Here is a 19,444-nt window from a genome sequence, read left to right as displayed (position 1 = left end):
ACATGGCTGATCTTCGGACCGATTTCGTGGGCATCAAGAGCCCCAACCCCTTCTGGCTGGCCTCGGCCCCGCCCACGGACAAGGAATACAACGTCCGCCGCGCATTCGAGGCCGGCTGGGGCGGCGTGGTATGGAAGACGCTCGGGCTCGACCCGCATATCGTCAACGTCAATGGGCCGCGCTATGGCGCGATCTGGGGCGCGGACCGGCGGCTGCTGGGCCTGAACAATATCGAGCTCATCACCGACCGCCCGCTGGAGGTGAACCTGCGCGAGATCAAGCAGGTCAAGCGCGACTTCCCCGACCGCGCAATGGTCGTGAGCCTCATGGTCCCCTGCGAGGAGGACGCCTGGAAGTTCATCCTCAAGAAGGTCGAGGATACCGGGGCCGACGGGATCGAGCTGAATTTCGGCTGTCCGCACGGCATGTCCGAACGCGGCATGGGCTCGGCGGTGGGCCAGGTGCCCGAATACATCGAGATGGTCACCCGCTGGTGCAAGGCGAACACGCGGATGCCGGTGATCGTGAAGCTGACGCCCAACATCACCGACATCCGCTACCCCGCGCGCGCCGCCCATGCCGGGGGCGCCGACGCTGTCAGCCTGATCAACACGATCAGCTCGATCACGTCGGTGAACCTGGACAGCTTCAGCCCCGAGCCGTCGATCGATGGCAAGGGCAGCCATGGCGGCTATTGCGGCCCGGCGGTGAAGCCCATCGCGCTGAACATGGTGGCCGAAATCGCCCGCGACGCGCAGACCGCGGGCCTGCCGATCAGCGGCATCGGCGGCGTCACCACTTGGCGCGACGCGGCCGAGTTCATCAGCCTGGGCGCGGGCACCGTGCAGGTCTGCACCGCCGCCATGACCTATGGTTTCCGCATCGTGCAGGAGATGATCGCCGGGCTCGAGCAGTGGATGGACGAGAAGGGCCACGCCGATATCGGCGCCTTCCGCGGTCGCGCCGTACCGAACGTGACCGACTGGCAGTACCTGAACCTGAACTACGTCGCCAAGGCGAAGATCGACCAGGACCTGTGCATCAAGTGCGGCCGCTGCTATGCCGCCTGCGAGGATACCAGCCACCAGGCCATCGCGATGAATCCCGGCCGCGTGTTCGAGGTGATCGACGGCGAATGCGTCGCCTGCAACCTGTGCGTCAATGTCTGCCCGGTCGAGGACTGCATCACCATGGTGCCGATGCAACCCGGAGAGGTGGACCCGCGCACCGGCAAGGTGGTGCAGGCCGACTATGCCAACTGGACGACGCATCCGAACAACCCGGCGGCCAAGGCTGCGGAGTAGGCAGTGGAGGGGGGCGCAGGATGATCGTCGATCTGGACCATCTGAACCTGCGAACCGTCCGTTTGCAGGAAATGATCGACTGGTACGGCGCGGTGCTGGGTATGGAGCCCGGGCCGCGCCCGGATTTCCCCTTCGCGGGCGCCTGGCTTTATGCGGGCGAGCGGGCGCTGGTCCACCTGGTGGAAGTGGCCGAGGAGGCGCCCGCAGCCCCGCCCGGCGGCCTGCGGCTGGAACATGGCGCCTTTCGCGGCCGCGGCTTCGCCGCCTTTGTCGAAAAGCTGACCAACCGGGGCGAGCGGATGCGGATTTCACGGGTACCGGGCTTTCCGGTCGTGCAGGTGAATGTCTGGGATCCAGACGGCAACCACCTGCACATCGACTTCGACGAAGCGGAAGTGCCGCCGCATCTGATCTGAACGCTCAGCGCGGACGCAGCCCGTCGGTATAGAGCCTGGTCAGGAAAGTCGCCGCATCGCCGACATGCCCGTCCGGCGCCGCGCCGAGGATCCCCTGTACCTGCACCTCGAAATCGGCGTAATGCTGGGTCGTCGCCCAGATCGAGAAGATCAGGTGATAGGGGTCCACCGGCGCGATCCGTCCGGCCGCGATCCAGACGCGGATTACCTCTGTCTTCTCGTCCACCAGCGCCTTCAGCGCCCCTTCGATCTCGGATTGCATGCGCGGGGCGCCCTGCAGGATCTCGTTGGCGAAAAGCCTGCTTTCGCGGGGATAGTCCCGGCTCATCTTCAGCTTGCGACGGATGTATCCGGTCAACTCCCTCAGCGGGTCGCCCTGTGGGTCGATCTGGCGCAGCGGGTCGAGCCAGGTGTCCAGAAGCCGCGTCAGCAGCGCCTGGTGGATCGCCTCCTTGCTGTCGAAATAGTAAAGCAGGTTCGGCTTCGACAGCCCTGCCGCATCCGCGATCTGGTCCAGTGTCGCGCCGCGAAAGCCATGGGCCGAAAACACGTCCAGCGCCGCCGCCAGAATCGCGCGGCGCTTTTCCTTCTGTATGCGCGTTGGCTGTTTCGTGGTCGCTGCCCGTGCCAAATGCCCCCTCCATGGGCAGTTTCCCGGCTTCACTCTTGACTGCCCCACGGCATTGACTAGCGTGGTTTTTGACCGGTTGGTAAAACAACATTTACACAGGCCGGGCGTCCGCGCAACGCCGCCCGCGCCCTTCGGGGGAGAAAGATCTTGTCCACGCGCAGCACCGTCGCGCCGAACGACCTCCGGGCGTTCTGGATGCCATTCACCGCGAACCGCCAGTTCAAGAAGGCGCCGCGCATGCTGGTCGCGGCCGAGGGGATGCACTACACCACCGCCGACGGTCGCCAGATCCTCGACGGCACCGCGGGGCTGTGGTGCTGCAATGCGGGCCACAAGCGCCCGAAGATCGTGCAGGCGATCCAGGAACAGGCGGCGGAACTGGACTACGCCCCCGCGTTCCAGATGGGCCACCCCAAGGTGTTCGAACTGGCGAACCGGCTTGTGGACCTTGCGCCCGAGCCCTTCGAGCATGCCTTCTTCACCAATTCCGGGTCTGAATCGGTGGAAACCGCGCTCAAGATCGCCATCGCCTATCACCGCGCCCGCGGCGAGGGGCAGCGCACCCGGCTGATCGGGCGCGAGCGGGGCTATCACGGGGTCAACTTCGGCGGCATCTCGGTCGGCGGCATCGTGAACAACCGCAAGGTGTTCGGCAGCCTGCTGACCGGCGTCGACCACCTGCCCCACACGCACGACCTGAAGCGCAACGCATTCACCCGCGGGCAGCCCGAGCACGGCGCCGAACTGGCCGACGAGCTGGAGCGGATCTGCGCGCTGCACGGACCCGAGACCATCGCCGCGGTGATCGTGGAACCCATGGCGGGTTCCACCGGCGTGCTGCTGCCCCCAAAGGACTACCTGCAGCGGCTGCGGGCGATCACGAAGAAGCACGGCATCCTGCTGATCTTCGACGAGGTGATCACCGGCTTCGGCCGCCTCGGCGCGCCCTTTGCCGCCGGGTATTTCGACGTGATGCCCGACATGATCACCTGCGCCAAGGGCCTGACCAACGGCGTGATCCCGATGGGCGCCGTGCTGACCACGGCCCAGATCCACGACGCCTTCATGACCGGGCCCGAGCATCTGATCGAGCTGTTCCACGGCTATACCTATTCCGGCAACCCGATCGCCTGCGCGGCGGGGCTCGGCACGCTAGACACCTATGCCGAAGAGGGGCTGCTCACCCGCGGGGCGGAACTGGCCGGCTACTGGGAGGATGCGCTGCACTCGCTGCGCGGGCTGCCGCATGTCATCGATATCCGCAACATGGGGCTGATCGGCGCCGTCGAGCTGGAGCCCATCGCGGGCGAGCCGACGAAGCGTGCCTTCTCGGCCTTCCTCAAGGCCTACGAGAAGGGCATCCTGATCCGCACCACGGGCGACATCATCGCGTTGAGCCCGCCGCTCATCATCGAAAAGGACCATATCGACCAGCTGATCGGCACGCTGGGCGACGTTCTCAAGACCCTGGACTGAAAGGACCCGCGCCATGCCCGCCCCCGGAGAGAACCTGAAGATCAACGGCGACCGGCTGTGGGACAGCCTGATGGAAATGGCGCAGATCGGGCCGGGCGTGGCGGGCGGCAACAACCGCCAGACCCTGACCGACGAGGACAGCGAGGGCCGGCACCTGTTCCAGCGCTGGTGCGAGGAAGCCGGCCTCTCCATGGGCGTGGACGAGATGGGCACCATGTTCGCCATGCGCCCCGGCACCGACCCGGACGCGCTGCCGGTCTATGTCGGCAGCCATCTCGACACCCAGCCCACGGGCGGCAAGTATGACGGGGTGCTCGGCGTGCTTGGCGGGCTAGAGATCGTGCGCACGATGAACGACCTGGGGATAAAGACGAAGCACCCGGTCGTGGTGACCAACTGGACCAACGAGGAAGGCACGCGCTTTGCCCCCGCCATGCTGGCCTCGGGCGTGTTCGCGGGCGTGCTCGACCGCGACTGGGCCTATGACCGGCGCGATGCAAGGGGCCTCCGCTTCGGCGACGAGCTGGAGCGGATCGGCTGGAAGGGCCCGGAAAAGGTCGGCGCGCGCAAGATGCACGCCTTTTTCGAGCTGCACATCGAACAGGGCCCCATCCTGGAGGCCGAGGGAAAGCAGATCGGCGTCGTCACCCACGGCCAGGGCCTGCGCTGGATCCAGTGCACGGTCACCGGCAAGGGCCAGCACACCGGATCGACACCCATGTACATGCGGCGCAACGCGGGCCGGGGCCTGGCCAGGGTCACCGAACTGGTGCACGAGATCGCGATGAAGCACCAGCCCAACGCCGTCGGCGCCATCGGGCACATCGACGTCCATCCCAACAGCCGCAACATCATCCCCGAGAAGGTGGTCTTCACCGTCGATTTCCGCAGCCACAAGCTCGATGTGCTGGAGGCGATGGTCGCGGAACTCGCCGTCCGCGCGCCGGGCATCTGCGCCGATATCGGGGTGAAGTTCACCTCCGAGGTGGTGGGCTTCTTCGACCCGCCCGCCTTTGACCCGGTGCTGGTCGAACGCGTGCGCAACGCCGCCGATCGGCTGGGCTACAGCCACATGGACATCATCTCGGGCGCCGGCCACGACGCCTGCTGGGTGAACCGGCTCTACCCCACGACGATGGTGATGTGCCCCTGCGTTGACGGGCTCAGCCACAACGAGGCCGAGGAGATCAGCAAGGACTGGGCCACCGCCGGCACCGACGTTCTGATGCACGCGGTGCTGGAAACGGCAGAGGTTGTGGGGTGATCCGCCGCACCGCCGTGCCCCGCGTCCCGGGCCTGACCCGGGACCCCGAGCCCGGGGGCGCGGCCGGGCCGGTGCCGCATTCACCGCGCATTCACGCATTTCCCGTCCATTGGGAACATGCCCCATTTCGTCTACATCCTCGCGTCACGGCCCGGCGGCGCACTTTATACCGGCGCGACCTCGGACCTTCGCCGGAGGGTGGAGCAGCATCGGGCCCGCGTGGTGCCCGGTCATACGGCCAGGTACGGGATCGGCACGCTGGTCTGGTTCGAGATCCACGAGACGCGCGAGGCGGCGCTGGCGCGAGAGCGCAGCATCAAGCGCTGGCGCAGGCTCTGGAAGGACCAGCTGATACTTGGGCTCAATCCCGACTGGCGCGACATCTCGGGCCTGATCCCCTGAATACCGCTACGCGACGCGAGGTCCCGGGTCAGGCCCGGGACGCGTGGACAACAAGAAAACCAGCGAGGAGGCGCAGATGACCACAGTCATCAAGAACGGCACTATCGTGACGGCCGATCTGACCTACAAGGCCGATGTCCTGGTCGAGGGGGGCCGCATCACCGCGATCGGGCCCGACCTGAAGGGCGACGAGACGCTCGACGCGACCGGCTGCTACGTCATGCCGGGCGGCATCGATCCGCACACCCACCTGGAGATGCCCTTCATGGGCACCTATTCCTCGGACGACTTTGAATCCGGCACCCGCGCGGCGCTGGCGGGGGGTACCACCATGGTTGTGGATTTCGCCCTGCCCTCGCCCGGGCAGGGGCTGCTCGACGCGCTGAAGATGTGGGACAACAAGTCCACCCGCGCCAATTGCGACTATTCCTTCCACATGGCGGTCACCTGGTGGGGCGAACAGGTCTTCGACGAGATGCCCAGGGTTGTCGCGCGCGGCATCAACACCTTCAAGCATTTCATGGCCTACAAGGGCGCGCTTATGGTGAACGACGACGAGATGTTCGCCGCCTTCCGCCGCTGCGCCGAGATCGGGGCGATCCCGCTGGTCCATGCCGAGAATGGCGACGTGGTCGCCGAGTTGCAGGCGAAGCTTCTGGCCGAAGGCAACAACGGCCCCGAGGCGCATGCCTATTCGCGCCCGGCTGAAGTCGAGGGCGAGGCCACCAACCGCGCCATCATGATCGCCGACATGGCGGGCGTGCCGCTTTACGTCGTGCACGTCTCCTCCGAGGATGCGCACGAGGCGATCCGCCGGGCGCGCAGCCTTGGCCGCCGCGTCTGGGGCGAGCCGCTGATCCAGCACCTGACGCTCGATGACAGCGAATACCGCCACCCCGACTGGGACCACGCCGCGCGCCGGGTGATGTCGCCCCCGTTCCGGGACCGCAAGCACCAGGACAGCCTGTGGGCCGGGCTCGCCTCGGGCTCCCTGTCGGTCGTGGCCACCGATCACTGCGCCTTTACCACGGAACAGAAGCGCTACGGCCTGGGCGATTTCACCAGGATCCCCAACGGCACCGGCGGGCTCGAGGATCGGATGCCGATGCTCTGGACGCACGGCGTCAACACCGGTCGCCTGACGATGAACGAGTTCGTCGCCGCGACCTCGACCAACAGCGCCAAGATCCTGAACATGTATCCGAGAAAGGGCGCGATCCTGGTCGGGGCCGATGCCGATATCGTTGTCTGGGATCCGAAGAAGTCGAAGACGATCACGGCCGCGACCCAGCAATCGGCGATCGACTACAACGTCTTCGAGGGCAAGGAAGTGACCGGCCTGCCGCGCTTCACCCTGACCCGGGGCAAGGTCGCGATCCACGACGGCGAGGTGCGCACCGAAGAGGGCCACGGCCAGTTCGTCGCCCGCGAGCCGAGCGGCGCGGTGAACAAGGCGCTGTCCACCTGGAAGGAGCTGACCGCGCCGCGCAAGGTCGAGCGCAGCGGCATCCCCGCGAGCGGGGTCTGAGGCGCGCATGGGAGAAGCTGAAGCTGGCGCGCCGGGACAATCAGTGCCCGGGCGCCAGTTGCCCGGCGCGCGGTCTTGCGGCAAGAAAGGGCAGAAGCCAGCCGGCGCCAGCAAAGTGGGCAGGCAGAAGACAGGTCGATGATGCGTTCGCAGGCACGCGCGGACGTCCACCCCCAGCATGAGGCGGGAATGAACGAGCAGTCCCCAAGCGCAAGCGTCATCGAGGCGCGCAACCTGAGCCTGACCTTCCAGACATCGGATGGCCCGGTCCATGCGCTCAAGGACGTGACCCTGACCATCGGCAAGGGCGAGTTCGTGTCCTTCATCGGGCCGTCGGGCTGCGGCAAGACCACCTTCCTGCGGGTGATGGCGGACCTGGAAAAGCCCACCGCCGGAACGATCACCGTGAACGGCGTAAGCCCGGAACAGGCGCGCCGGTCCCGCGCCTATGGCTATGTCTTCCAGGCGGCGGGGCTTTACCCATGGCGTACCATAGGCGGCAATATCCGCCTGCCGCTCGAGATCATGGGCTATTCCAAGGCCGAGCAGGCCGAGCGCGTGCGCCGCACCCTGGAAATGGTCGAGCTGTCGGGTTTCGAGAAGAAATTCCCCTGGCAGCTGTCGGGGGGCATGCAGCAGCGCGCCTCGATCGCACGGGCGCTGGCCTTCGATGCCGATATCCTGCTGATGGACGAGCCCTTCGGCGCGCTGGACGAGATCGTGCGCGACCACCTGAACGAGCAGCTTCTGGAGTTGTGGGGCCGGACCGGCAAGACCATCGGCTTCGTCACCCATTCGATCCCCGAGGCTGTGTATCTTTCCACCAGGATCGTGGTGATGAGCCCCCGCCCGGGCCGGATCACCGACGTGATCGAAAGCACCCTGCCGCGCGAGCGCCCGCTCGATATCCGCGACACGCCCGAATTCATAGAGATCGCGCACCGGGTCCGCGAGGGTCTGCGCGCGGGGCATGGCGACGATGTCTGAGCGGATCGGGGGGCAACGCTGATGCGCACGATGCAATCGGTCCTGATCGTCGTCGGCGGCATCATGGCCATCTGGCTGGCCGCCGTCCCCTTCATGAACATCAAGTGGGAGGCCAACATGGCCAGCCGCGCCGGGGTCGAGGTGTCGATCCCCGAAGGCGGGCTGCGCCGCGCAAGCGCCGTCGCGCTGGTGTTCACCAACCCGCACCTGATCCCCGGCACCTATGTGCAGGAAAAGCCCCGCCTTCCCGGACCGCAGCAGGTCGTGGCAGAGCTTTGGGCGACCACCGCGGGCGAGGCCGTCACCTCGAACCGCAGCCTTGTCTATCATGCGGGCGTCACGCTGACCGGAACCGTGGCGGGCTTCCTGTTCGGCACGGCGCTTGGCGTGCTGCTGGCGGTCGCCATCGTGCATGTGCGGGTGATCGACGCCTCGATCATGCCATGGGTGATCGCCTCGCAGACGATCCCGATCCTGGCACTCGCGCCCATGATCATCGTGGTGATGAACTCGGTGGGCATCACCGGGCTGGTGCCCAAGGCGATCATCTCTGCCTATCTCAGCTTCTTCCCGGTCGTGGTGGGCATGGTGAAGGGGCTGCGCAGCCCGGACGCGATGCAGATGGACCTGCTCAAGACCTATAACGCCAGCGCGGCGCAGACCTTCTGGAAGCTGCGGCTGCCGGCGGCGGCGCCCTTCCTGTTTCCGTCGCTCAAGATCGGCATTGCAGCGTCGCTGGTGGGCGCGATCGTGGGCGAGTTGCCGACCGGGGCCGTCGCAGGGCTGGGCGCGCGGCTGCTGGCCGGCAGCTACTACGGGCAGACCGTGCAGATCTGGTCGGCACTGTTCGGCGCGGCGATCCTGGCCGCGATCCTTGTGGGCGCGGTCGGGCTGATCCAGGCGTTCGCGCTGAAACGCATGGGGTTCGCGCGATGACCGGCTATTCCGGCCCCGTGCCCACCGCGATCGGCGCGGTGCTGCTGAGCGTCCTGTCGCTTCTGATGCTGGGCCAGGACCTGCCCGGCAGCGCGGCCTTCGGTGTGGCGGTCCTGGCCTGCATCGCCATGATGGCGCTGGTGGTGTCGCTCGTCTCGTCGGGTCGCCGCGCGGGCGTGCTGCCGCCGCTGGTGCTGGGCGCCGCGATCCTCTTGCTGTGGGAAGTGGGCACCCGCGGCTTCGGCGTGCCGAGCGTCATCCTGCCCCCGGTCAGCGCGATAGCCGTTCGGATGGTGGCCAGCCACGCGACCCTGTGGGAGGACTTTTCCCAGACCTTCCTCAAGGGGGCGCTGTCGGGCTACATCATCGGCTGCGGCGCGGGCTTCCTGCTGGCGCTGTTCTCTGACCGGGTGCCGTTCCTGCAGCGCGGGCTCTTGCAGGTGGGCAACTTCCTTGCCGCCATGCCGATCATCGGCATCGCCCCCATCCTGGTGATGTGGTTCGGCTTCGACTGGCAGTCCAAGGCGGCGGTCGTGGCGGTCATGTGCTTCTTCCCGATGCTGGTGAACACCGTGCAGGGACTGGCGGCGGCCGGCGCCATGCAGCGCGACCTCATGCGCACCTATGCCGCCAGCTATGGCCAGTCGATGACCAAGCTGCGCCTTCCGGCCGCAGCGCCCTTCATATTCAACGGGCTCAAAATCTGCACCACCTTGGCGCTGATCGGCGCTATCGTGGCGGAATTCTTCGGCTCGCCCATCAGGGGGATGGGGTTCCGGATCTCCACCGAGGTGGGGCGCCTGAACCTCGACATGGTGTGGGCCGAGATCGTCGTGGCAGCCCTTGCGGGCTCCGCGTTCTACGGGGTGATAACGCTCCTCGAGAGAGCGGCCACCTTCTGGCACCCGTCGCAAAGGCGGGGGTGAAGTTCAACATGGAGAGACAGATGAAACGACTTATCGCATCGACGCTGGCCGGCGCGATGGTGTTTGCGGGCGGGGCGGCATGGGCGCAGGACGCCGTGACGCTGCAACTGAAATGGGTCACGCAGGCCCAGTTTGCGGGCTACTACGTCGCCAAGGACAAGGGCTTCTACGAGGAGGAAAACCTCGAGGTGACGATCAAGCCGGGCGGCCCGGACATCGCGCCCGAGCAGGTGATCGCCGGGGGTGGCGCCGATGTCATCACCACCTGGATGGCCGCGGGCCTTGCCGCGCGCGAGAGGGGCGTGCCGCTGGTGAACATCGCCCAGCCCTTCAAGACCGGCGGCCTGCAGCTGACCTGCCTGAAGGAGACCGGCGTCGAGACGCCCGAGGATTTCGCCGGCCGCACGCTGGGCGTCTGGTTCTTCGGCAACGAGTATCCCTTCTACGCCTGGATGGCGAAGCTGGGGCTGGAAACCGACGGCGCGGACGACAACGGCGTGACGGTGCTCAAGCAGGCCTTCAACGTCGATCCGCTGCTGCAGGGCCAGGCGGACTGCATCTCGACCATGACCTACAACGAGTACGGCCAGGTGCTGGATGCGGGCTACACCGCCGATGATCTGGTGAACTTCAACTATCTCGAACAGGGCATCGGGATGCTGGAGGACGGGCTCTACGTTCTCGAGGACAGCCTCGAGGATCCGGCCTTTGCCGACAAGATGGTGCGCTTTGTCCGTGCCTCGATGAAGGGCTGGAAATACGCCGCGGAGAACCCCGAGGAAGCCGCGCAGATCGTGGTGGACAACGACACCACCGGGGCGCAGACGCTGGCGCACCAGACCTACATGATGTCCGAGGTGGCCAAGCTGACCGCCGGTTCGAACGGGGCGCTGGACCCGGCCGACTACGAGCAGACGGTGGCGACGCTGCTGTCGGCCGTCTCCGAGGAGAACCCGGCGATCACGACGGAGCCCGAGGGCGCTTGGACCCACATGATCTCCGACCAGGCGCTTCAGTAAGCCTGACCGTTCGGCACGAGAAAGGCCCCGCATCAGCGGGGCCTTTTTTCGTGGGCGACGCGCTCAGCCCCTGCCTTCGGTCACGCCGCGGAACCAGCGCACGATGGCGGCGCGTTCCTCGGGTTCCATGTAGGACAGGTTGCCGGGCGGCATCGCATGGCTGACCCCGGATTGAAGATAGATCGCCTCGGCCTGGGCCGCGATATGCCCGGCGGTATCAAGCCGGACGCCCTTGGGCGGCCAGTGGATGCCATCCCAGCCGGGTTCGGCCGCGTGGCACATGGAACAGCGCCCGACCACGATGCTTTCCACCTCGGCGAAATCGGCGGCAGCGGCGAAGCGCTCCTGCGTCGGGGTAAGCTTCACCGTTTCATCCCAGTCCGTGCCGCGCATCGGCGCGGTCGACAGCCACATGATCAGGATGAAGATCACCGTCGTCACCGCCCAGGTCCAGTGCGGGTCGCCCTTTCCGGCATGGCGGGTGTTGAAATAGTGCCGGATGGTGACGCCCATCAGGAACACGAGGCTCGCGATCGCCCAGTTGTATTCCGTGGCGAAGGCAAGCGGGTAGTGGTTCGACAGCATCAGGAAGATGACGGGCAGCGTCAGGTAGTTGTTGTGCGTGCTGCGCTGCTTGGCGATCTTGCCGTATTTCGGGTCCGGCGTGCGCCCGGCCTTGAGGTCCGCGACCACGATCTTCTGGTTGGGAATGATGATCATGAAGACGTTGGCCGACATGATCGTCGCCGTGAACGCCCCCAGATGCAGCAGCGCCGCCCGGCCCGAAAAGACCTGCGTGTAGCCCCAGGCCATGAACACGAGGACACCGAAGAGCAGGATCATCAGCAGGGTGCTGTCCTCGCCTATACGGCTCTTGCAGAGGAAATCGTACACGATCCAGCCGAAGGCGATCGACGCGACGGAAATCGCGACCCCCTGCATCGCCGTGATGTCGAGCACGTTGGGGTCGATCAGGTAGAGTTCCGCTCCAAGGTAGTAGACCAGCACCAGCGTCGCGAAGCCCGACAGCCAGGTCGCGTAGCTTTCCCATTTGAACCAGATCAGGTGCTCGGGCAGCCGGTCGGGGGCCACCAGGTACTTCTCGATATGGTAGAAGCCGCCACCATGGACCTGCCACTCCTCGCCATGCACGCCCTTGGGCATGTCGGCCGCCTTTCGCAGGCCCAGGTCGAGGGCGATGAAATAGAAGGACGACCCGATCCAGGCGATGCCCGTGATGACGTGCAGCCAGCGCACGGCGAATTCGGCCCAGGCTTCGATGATGGCTAGTTCCAGCATGACGCTCCCCTTGATGCTGCGGCCAGACTAGCCGCATGGGTGGCTTTCGTGTATTTGCAGATAATCGGAATGAGCTTCAAATTACGATAGACAATCGTCCATGGCCTATGTCGACAATGTCCGCATGTTCGCCCGCGTCTACGAGCTGGGCTCGATGTCGGCGGCGGCGCGCGACCAGCGGGTATCGGCGGCGGTGGCTTCGGCCCGGGTCGGCGCGCTCGAGGCGCATCTGGGCGTGCGGCTGTTCCAGCGCACCACGCGCAGCCTGACAGCGACGGAACAGGGCCGGCTGTTCTACGAGGGCGCCAAGCGCATCCTCGAGGCGATCGAGGACGCGGAGTCGGCGGTGACGGACGTCACCCAGAACCCGCGCGGATCGCTATACGTCTCGGCGCCGTTCAGCGTGGGAAGGCGGTTCATCGCGCCGCAGGTGCCGGCCTTTCGCGCCCAGTACCCGGAAATCAACGTCCGCATGCGCCTGTCGGACCGCAAGGTGGACGTGACCGCCGAGGCGCTGGACCTGGCCTTCGTGCTGGGCCAGCCCGAGGACTCGACCCTGAAGATGCGCGTTATCGCCGATTGCCGCAGGGTGCTGGCCGCAAGCCCCACCTATGTCGCCCGGCGGGGCATGCCAGCCGATGGCGATGCGCTGGTGGCAGAACGGCACGACTGCCTGCTGCTGCGCTTTCCCGGGGCGCCGGAATTCCAGTGGACGCTGGAAACCACCGACGGCCCGCGCCGGATGGCGGTGGATGGCCCCTTCGCGTCTGATGATGGCGAGGTGCTGACCGGCTGGGCGCTGGCGGGCGAGGGGATCGTGCTGAAGCCGGTCTTCGAGATCGCGGAACATCTGGCAAGCGGCCGGCTGGTCCCGGTTGCCGCCGCCACGCCGCCCCAGCCCGCGCGGCTGGCCGTGCTCTACACGCACCGCCGCTACCAGGATCCGAAATCCCGGCTTTTCATCGCCTTCATGGCCGAGCGCCTGTCCGAGGATGTGCGCCGCGCGGAAGCCGCCGCTCAGCTGCCGCGATAGGTGCTGAAGCCGAAGGGCGAAAGCAGCAGCGGCACATGGTAGTGGTCGTCCTCGGCCATGCCGAAGCGGATCGGCACCACGTCGAGGAACCGGGGCTTGCCGCCGGGTGCCCCGGTCCGGTCGAGATATGCGCCGGCATGGAACACCAGCTCGTAGGTGCCGGTCGCGAAATCCGCCTGCCCCAGGATCGGCTGGTCCGTGCGCCCGTCCGCATTTGTGACCGCGCGGGCGATCGCGTGGCGCGCCTCTCCCTCGATCCGGTAAAGCTCGATCGTCAGTCCGGCCGCCGGGCAGCCCAGCGCCGTGTCCAGAACATGGGTCGTCAGGTATCCGGCCATTTCCCTCTTCCTTCTGCTTCGCTGTCACAATGCCTGCACCCGGCGCATCGGGAAATCACGGGTACAGGCGAAAAACCTTCAATATTTTGCGCATAATGCAGGTCATTCTTCTGATGTATGAGAGAATTGCATCAAACTGCAAGAGCCTACCGGCACCAAGACCGGGTCCATCCAGGGAGAGAACGATGACCGACAGCTCGATCGGAACGCCCGCGCAGATGCGCGATCCGAATTATCTGCCACCGCTCGCAAAGGCGATCCCGCTCGGCATCCAGCATGTGCTGGCGATGTTCGTCTCTAACGTGACGCCCGCGATCATCGTCGCCGGGGCGGCCGGCTTCGGTTTCGGCTCGGGCTCGCCGGATTTTCCGGAACTGGTCTACATGATCCAGATGTCGATGTTCTTCGCGGGCATCGCCACGCTTTTTCAGTGCATCGGCTTCGGCCCGGTGGGCGCGCGCCTGCCCATCGTGCAGGGCACCAGCTTCGCCTTCATCCCGATCATGATCCCGATCGTCGCCGGCAAGGGCGTCGAGGCCATGCCGATCCTGATGGGGGGCGTGATGGTTGGCGGGCTGTTCCATGCCTGTCTGGGCTTCTTCATCGGCCGGATCCGCTTTGCCCTGCCGCCGCTGGTCACCGGGCTCGTGGTGCTGATGATCGGGCTGGCGCTGGTGCGCACCGGCATCCAGTATGCGGCAGGGGGCGTTCCCGCGATCGGAACGCCGGAATATGGCAGCCTGCAGAACTGGAGCGTCGCGCTGGTGGTGATCGTGGTGACGCTGGGCTTCAAGTTCTTCGCCCGCGGCATGGCGTCGGTCGCGGCGGTCCTGATCGGGCTTCTGGCAGGCTATGCCGTGGCCTTTGCCATGGGCATGGTCAGCTTCGACAATGTCGGCCGCGCCGCAACCTTCGCGCTGCCCGACCCGTTCCATTTCGGCTTCGAGTTCAGCCTGGCAGCGGTTGTTGGCTTCTGCCTCATGGCCTTCGTCTCGGCGGTCGAGACGGTGGGTGACGTGTCGGGCATCACCAAGGGCGGCGCCGGGCGCGAGGCGACGGAGAAGGAAATCTCCGGCGCCACCTTCGCAGACGGCCTGGGCTCGGCCGCAGCGGGCATGTTCGGCGCCCTGCCCAATACATCCTTCAGCCAGAATGTCGGCCTGATCGCCATGACCGGCGTGATGAGCCGCCATGTCGTCACCTTCGGCGCGATCTTCCTGATCGTGGCGGGGCTGATGCCCAAGGTCGGGGCGCTGATCTCCACGGTGCCGATCCAGGTGCTGGGCGGCGGCGTGATCGTCATGTTCGGGATGGTCTGCGCGGCCGGCGTGTCGATGCTGGCGGACGTGAACTGGAACCGCCGCAACATGGTCATCTTCGCCATCGCGCTGTCGGTCGGGCTGGGGCTGCAACTGGAACCGGCGGCCTTGCAGCACCTGGAGGGCAATATCAAGGTGCTGCTGACCTCCGGCCTGCTGCCGGCCGCGGGCATCGCGATCGTGCTGAACCTGATCCTGCCCCACGAGTTGCGCGCCGAGGCGACCGAGGACATCGCCGGCGGGCTTGCGGGCCAGGGCGCCGCCAGCCAGCGGCACGGACATTGAGAGAAACCTGGCCCGGCCCCGCGCCGGGCCACAGCGACCGGAGCAAGAGATGGACAGATACCCCCGCGACATGATCGGCCACGGCGCGACGCCTCCGGACCCGAAATGGCCCGGGGGCGCGCGCATCGCGGTCCAGATCGTCGTCAACTACGAGGAAGGCGGCGAGAACTGCGTCCTGCACGGCGACGCGGCCTCCGAGGCGTTCCTGTCCGAGATCGTGGGGGCGGCCCCCTGGCCGGGCCAGCGCCACTGGAACATGGAATCGATCTATGAATACGGCGCGCGGGCAGGCTTCTGGCGGCTTCACCGCCTGTTCACCCGCATGAACATACCTGTCACCGTCTACGGCGTTGCGACAGCACTCGCCCGCTCGCCCGAGCAGGTGGCCGCGATGAAGGATGCCGGCTGGGAGATCGCCAGCCACGGGCTGAAATGGATCGACTACAAGGACTACTCGCCGGAGGACGAGCGCGCCCACATGCACGAGGCGATCCGCCTTCATGCCGAGGTGGTGGGCGAGCGGCCGCGCGGCTGGTACACGGGGCGCTGTTCGGTGAACACCGTCGATCTGGCCGCCGAGGAAGGCGGCTTCGCCTATGTTGCCGACAGCTACGCGGACGACCTGCCCTACTGGCACAGGCATGGCGAGCGGGACCAGCTGATCGTGCCCTACACGCTCGATGCGAACGACATGCGCTTCGCAACACCGCAGGGGTTCAACGCGGGCGCGCAGTTCTACGAGTACCTCAAAGACAGCTTCGACGCGCTTTACGACGAAGGACAGCACGGACAGGCCAAGATGCTGTCGATCGGGCTGCATTGCCGCCTGATCGGCCGGCCCGGACGCATCCAGGCGCTGAAGCGTTTCCTCGACTATGCCCGCCGGCATGACGGCGTATGGTTCGCCCGCCGCATCGACATCGCCGAGCACTGGGCGAGGGTCCATCCGCCCGGCGCGCTGACCCGCCCGTCGGAAATGGATGCCGAAGCCTTCGTCGCGCAGTTCGGCGGCGTGTTCGAACATTCGCCCTGGATCGCCGAAGGCGCGCACGGGCTGGAACTGGGCGCCGCGCATGATACCGCCGTCGGGTTGCACAACGCGCTTGCCCGGGTGTTCCGCTCTGCCCCCGATGACCGGCGGCTTCAGGTGCTGAAGGCGCATCCGGATCTGGCCGGGAAACTGGCGGCGGCGAAGCGGTTGACGAAGGAGTCGACGGCCGAGCAGGCCTCCGCTGGCCTGGATGCGCTGACCGACGAGGAGCGCGCGCGCTTCACCGAGTTGAACGAGGCCTATACCGCGCGCTTCGGCTTTCCCTTCATCATCGCGGTGAAGGACCACGACAAGCCCTCGATCCTTGCCGCATTCGAGCGGCGGATCGCCAACGACCGGGACGCCGAATTCACCGAGGCCTGCCGACAGGTGGAACGGATCGCACTTCTTCGCCTGAAGGACATGCTGCCATGACGACCTATGCCCTGCCCGTCGCGGGCCTGCCGCCGCAGACCGACGTTATGACCGACCGCGCCATCCTTACCACCGCCTATGCGGTGATCCCCAAGGGCGTGCTGCGCGACATCGTCACCAGCTGCTTCCCCGGCTGGGAAAAGACCCGCGGCTGGATCATCGCGCGCCCCCTGTCGGGCTTTGCCGAGACGTTTTCCCAGACGATCATGGAGGTGGCCCCGGGCGGCGGCAGCAGCAATCCGGAGGTGGACCCCGGGGCGCAGGCGGTCATCTTCGTCGTGGGCGGCACCCTGACCGTGACCCTTGGCGGCGAGACGCGGGCCCTGGGTCCGGGCGGCTATGCCTATGTCCCGGCCGGAACGGGCTACGAGGTGTGGAACCACGGCGACGCGCCCGCCACCTTTCACTGGGTGCGCAAGGCGTGGGAGCCTGCCCCCGGCATCGAGAAGCCCGAGCCCTTTTTCGCGGACGAGACGAAGGTCGCGCCGATCCCCATGCCCGACACCGACGGCGCCTGGGCCACGACGCGCTTCGTCGATCCCTCGGACCTGCGCCACGACATGCATGTGAACATCGTGACCCTGGCGCCGGGCGGGAACATCCCCTTTGCCGAAACGCATGTGATGGAGCACGGACTTTATGTGCTGCAGGGCAAGGCGGTCTATCGCCTGAACGGCGACTGGGTCGAGGTGGAGGCCGGCGATTTCATGTGGCTGCGCGCCTTCTGCCCGCAGGCCTGCGTCGCAGCCGGGCCGGGGCCGTTCCGTTACCTGCTCTACAAGGACGTGAACCGCCACCCCAAGCTGCGGTTGCGCGCATGAGCCACGAGATCCGGACCGAACCCCTGACCGCCGCCGCCTTCGCCCCTTTCGGCGACGTGCTCGAGGCGTCAGGCCACCCCGACAGGATCATCAACCAGGGGCTTTGCGGTCGCTTCCACGATCGCGCGCGGCTGGAGTTCGGCGCCGACGGGCGTGCCGGGGTCAGCATCTTCGATGCGACGCCCCGCGCCCTGCCCTACATGCTCGACATGGTGGAACGGCACCCCGACGGCGCGCAATGCTTCGTGCCCATGAGCCTGCAACCGTTCCTCGTGATCGTTGCCCCGGACGCGGGCGGCAGGCCCGGCAGGCCCCGCGCGTTCGTGACCGATCCGGGACAGGCGGTGAACTTCCTGCGTGGCACCTGGCATGGCGTGCTGACGCCGCTTCATGCGCCGGGGCTGTTCGCCGTGATCGACCGGATCGGACCTGGCCCCAACCTGGAAGAACACTGGTTCGACCGGCCCTTCACCGTGATCGAGGGCTGAAGCGCCTCACTCCGCCGCGGCGGGAACCGGGCCGGGGATGCCCAGAAGCGCCATCTGCTCGGCCCCCCAATGGCCGATGTCGTAGCGCTTCACCACGTCGCGCAGAAGCGCCATGCGCTCCTGCCGTTCCTTGCGCCCCATCGACAGGGCCGTGTCGATAGCGCGGTCCATGGCGCGGTTCGAGAACGGGTTGACCAGCACCGAGGCCGACATCTCGACCGCCGCGCCGGCGAATTCCGACAGCACCAGCACCCCGTCGCCATCGGTCCGCGCGGCGACGAATTCCTTGGCCACCAGGTTCATGCCGTCGGCCAGCGGGGTGATCCAGGCCACGTCCGCCGCCTGATAGTAGCCGATCAGATCCTCGAACGGGATCGCGCTGGAGATCAGCGCCACCGGCTGCCATTCGAACGAACCGAAGGTGCCGTTGATCCGCCCGGCGATCTGCTCGATCTCGGACTGGACCTCGCCATAGGCGGCCATGTTGCGGTTCGCGCTGACCGACACATGCATCAGCCGCACCTTGCCGCGCAACTCGGGGCGCCGCTGGAGCAGCCGCTCATAGGTCAGAAGCTGCTCGACCCCGCCCTTGGTGTAGTCGGTGCGCGAGACGGACAGGATCAGCTGCGCGTCGCCCTTCTCGGTGCGCACGGCATCGGCCTTCTGCGCCGTGGCCTCGGTCCCGGCACGGGCCAGGATGAAATCGACATCGACGCCGACGGGCGACGCGCTCACCGCGACCTTGCGCCCGTCATAGGCCAGTTCCGTCGGTGTCGTGCGCTCGCTCAGCGCGGTGCCCGGGCTGACGAAATCGTCGGTCACGCGCTCGCGCCGGGTCACCTCCACGTCGAACAGGCTGCGTGCGACCGACACGAAATTGTTGGCATAGCGCGGGATGTGAAAGCCCACCACGTCGCAGGCCAGCAGGCTTTCGACGATCTCGTGCCGCCAGGGCAGCACGTTGAAGATGTCCGCCGCCGGGAAGGGCGTGTGGTGGAAGAAGCTGATCTTCAGGTCGGGCCGCATCTTGCGCAGATAGCCCGGCACCAGCCACAGGTTGTAGTCATGCACCCAGACCGCGGCACCCTGCGCCGCCTCGGCCGCGGCCGCCTCGGCGAAGGCCCAGTTCACCTCGCGGAAGGTGGGCCAGTCCACGGGGTCGTAATTGTACTTGTCCTTGAAGCTGTGAAGGATCGGCCAGAACGCCTCTTTCGAGGTGACGTGGTAGAAGCTCCTGACCTGCTCCTCAGTCAGCGGCAGCCGCGAGACGGTGTATTCGCCGTAGCTGTCCTCGATCTCCACCACCCGGTCGAAATCCGGGTTCGAAGTATCCTCGGCCAACTTCCAGGCGACCCAGGCACCCTTGTCCACCCGGCCGAAAAAGCTTTTCAGCGTCGGCACGATGCCGTTCGGGCTCTTGTTCTCGCGGTACTCGATTTTGCCGTCCACCTCCACTTCCTCATAGGGCTGGCGGTGATAGACGATGACCAGATCGGAAGGCATGGCA

At 66.6% G+C, this 19,444-nt stretch carries 19 protein-coding genes; 15 read left to right on the top strand and 4 right to left on the bottom strand.

Translation table 11 applies throughout. The features are described from left to right. Positions 1 to 2: 2 nt before the first annotated feature. Together preA and HMH01_RS03515 are read left to right on the top strand one after the other, a co-directional pair. Entirely contained in the window at positions 3 to 1,304 is a 1,302-nt protein-coding gene (preA, locus tag HMH01_RS03520; RefSeq protein WP_171322540.1) for an NAD-dependent dihydropyrimidine dehydrogenase subunit PreA, read from the top strand. Positions 1,305 to 1,324: 20 nt separating this feature from the next. Next, positions 1,325 to 1,720: a VOC family protein gene (locus tag HMH01_RS03515; RefSeq protein ID WP_171322538.1), complete on the top strand. Its 396-nt coding sequence runs from the start codon at positions 1,325 to 1,327 to the stop codon at positions 1,718 to 1,720. A gap of 4 nt (positions 1,721 to 1,724) precedes the next feature. On the opposite strand, the gene HMH01_RS03510 is transcribed toward HMH01_RS03515, so the two are convergent. Then, positions 1,725 to 2,351: a TetR family transcriptional regulator C-terminal domain-containing protein gene (locus HMH01_RS03510; RefSeq protein ID WP_171322536.1), complete on the bottom strand. Its 627-nt coding sequence runs from the start codon at positions 2,349 to 2,351 to the stop codon at positions 1,725 to 1,727. A 147-nt stretch (positions 2,352 to 2,498) separates the two neighbouring features. Between HMH01_RS03510 and aptA the strand changes: the two genes are divergently transcribed. From aptA to HMH01_RS03470, 8 genes are all read left to right on the top strand, one after another. Then, entirely contained in the window at positions 2,499 to 3,827 is a 1,329-nt protein-coding gene (gene aptA / locus HMH01_RS03505) for an omega-aminotransferase AptA (protein WP_484496820.1), read from the top strand. A 13-nt stretch (positions 3,828 to 3,840) separates the two neighbouring features. After that, positions 3,841 to 5,091 carry a Zn-dependent hydrolase gene (locus HMH01_RS03500; RefSeq protein WP_171322534.1) on the top strand — a complete coding sequence of 417 codons (1,251 nt, stop codon included), beginning with the start codon at positions 3,841 to 3,843 and terminating at the stop codon, positions 5,089 to 5,091. Between the two features lie 117 nt (positions 5,092 to 5,208). Continuing rightward, positions 5,209 to 5,493 (top strand): GIY-YIG nuclease family protein, encoded by a 285-nt coding sequence (locus HMH01_RS03495; protein ID WP_171322532.1) that lies wholly within the window; start codon positions 5,209 to 5,211, stop codon positions 5,491 to 5,493. 76 nt (positions 5,494 to 5,569) lie between these two features. After that, on the top strand, positions 5,570 to 7,021 hold the full coding sequence (hydA, locus tag HMH01_RS03490) for a dihydropyrimidinase (RefSeq protein WP_171322530.1): 1,452 nt from the start codon (positions 5,570 to 5,572) through the stop codon (positions 7,019 to 7,021). Positions 7,022 to 7,210: 189 nt separating this feature from the next. After that, on the top strand, positions 7,211 to 8,008 hold the full coding sequence (locus HMH01_RS03485) for an ABC transporter ATP-binding protein (RefSeq protein WP_171322527.1): 798 nt from the start codon (positions 7,211 to 7,213) through the stop codon (positions 8,006 to 8,008). Between the two features lie 21 nt (positions 8,009 to 8,029). Further along, positions 8,030 to 8,944, top strand: a complete 915-nt coding sequence (locus HMH01_RS03480; protein ID WP_171322525.1) for an ABC transporter permease — start codon at positions 8,030 to 8,032, stop codon at positions 8,942 to 8,944. Between the two features lie 128 nt (positions 8,945 to 9,072). Beyond that, complete coding sequence (locus HMH01_RS03475) at positions 9,073 to 9,870, top strand: ABC transporter permease (protein ID WP_246237338.1); 798 nt, start codon at positions 9,073 to 9,075, stop codon at positions 9,868 to 9,870. A 20-nt stretch (positions 9,871 to 9,890) separates the two neighbouring features. After that, positions 9,891 to 10,889 (top strand): ABC transporter substrate-binding protein, encoded by a 999-nt coding sequence (locus HMH01_RS03470; RefSeq protein WP_171322524.1) that lies wholly within the window; start codon positions 9,891 to 9,893, stop codon positions 10,887 to 10,889. Between the two features lie 63 nt (positions 10,890 to 10,952). On the opposite strand, the gene HMH01_RS03465 is transcribed toward HMH01_RS03470, so the two are convergent. Next, a complete protein-coding gene (locus HMH01_RS03465) occupies positions 10,953 to 12,188 on the bottom strand; it encodes a urate hydroxylase PuuD (protein ID WP_171322522.1) in 1,236 nt (411 codons plus the stop codon). A gap of 100 nt (positions 12,189 to 12,288) precedes the next feature. On the opposite strand from HMH01_RS03465, the gene HMH01_RS03460 reads away from it, so the two are divergent. Then, positions 12,289 to 13,221 (top strand): LysR family transcriptional regulator, encoded by a 933-nt coding sequence (locus tag HMH01_RS03460; RefSeq protein WP_171322520.1) that lies wholly within the window; start codon positions 12,289 to 12,291, stop codon positions 13,219 to 13,221. Here HMH01_RS03460 and uraH read toward each other — a convergent pair. Then, entirely contained in the window at positions 13,206 to 13,559 is a 354-nt protein-coding gene (gene uraH, locus HMH01_RS03455; protein WP_171322518.1) for a hydroxyisourate hydrolase, read from the bottom strand. The two genes, HMH01_RS03460 and uraH, sit on opposite strands and share 16 nt — an antisense overlap. A 185-nt stretch (positions 13,560 to 13,744) precedes the next feature. Between uraH and HMH01_RS03450 the strand changes: the two genes are divergently transcribed. The 4 genes from HMH01_RS03450 to HMH01_RS03435 are packed head-to-tail and all read left to right on the top strand — an operon-like array spanning position 13,745 to position 17,937. Beyond that, positions 13,745 to 15,163, top strand: coding sequence for a uracil-xanthine permease family protein (locus HMH01_RS03450; RefSeq protein ID WP_171322516.1), 1,419 nt, complete (start codon positions 13,745 to 13,747; stop codon positions 15,161 to 15,163). Positions 15,164 to 15,212: 49 nt separating this feature from the next. After that, positions 15,213 to 16,628, top strand: a complete 1,416-nt coding sequence (gene puuE, locus HMH01_RS03445) for an allantoinase PuuE (protein WP_171322514.1) — start codon at positions 15,213 to 15,215, stop codon at positions 16,626 to 16,628. Further along, a complete protein-coding gene (locus HMH01_RS03440) occupies positions 16,625 to 17,449 on the top strand; it encodes a bifunctional allantoicase/(S)-ureidoglycine aminohydrolase (protein WP_171322512.1) in 825 nt (274 codons plus the stop codon). Before puuE ends, HMH01_RS03440 begins: the two co-directional genes overlap by 4 nt. Next, positions 17,446 to 17,937, top strand: a complete 492-nt coding sequence (locus HMH01_RS03435) for an ureidoglycolate lyase (protein ID WP_171322510.1) — start codon at positions 17,446 to 17,448, stop codon at positions 17,935 to 17,937. Before HMH01_RS03440 ends, HMH01_RS03435 begins: the two co-directional genes overlap by 4 nt. 6 nt (positions 17,938 to 17,943) lie before the next feature. Here HMH01_RS03435 and ggpS read toward each other — a convergent pair whose 3' ends face one another. After that, positions 17,944 to 19,440 carry a glucosylglycerol-phosphate synthase gene (ggpS, locus tag HMH01_RS03430; RefSeq protein ID WP_171322508.1) on the bottom strand — a complete coding sequence of 499 codons (1,497 nt, stop codon included), beginning with the start codon at positions 19,438 to 19,440 and terminating at the stop codon, positions 17,944 to 17,946. Positions 19,441 to 19,444: the final 4 nt, after the last annotated feature.

It is taken from the genome of Halovulum dunhuangense, from assembly GCF_013093415.1.
Lineage (GTDB): Bacteria > Pseudomonadota > Alphaproteobacteria > Rhodobacterales > Rhodobacteraceae > Halovulum > Halovulum dunhuangense.
The sequence above is the reverse complement of the archived record's forward strand: the minus strand, read 5'-3'. Positions and strand labels throughout refer to the sequence as shown.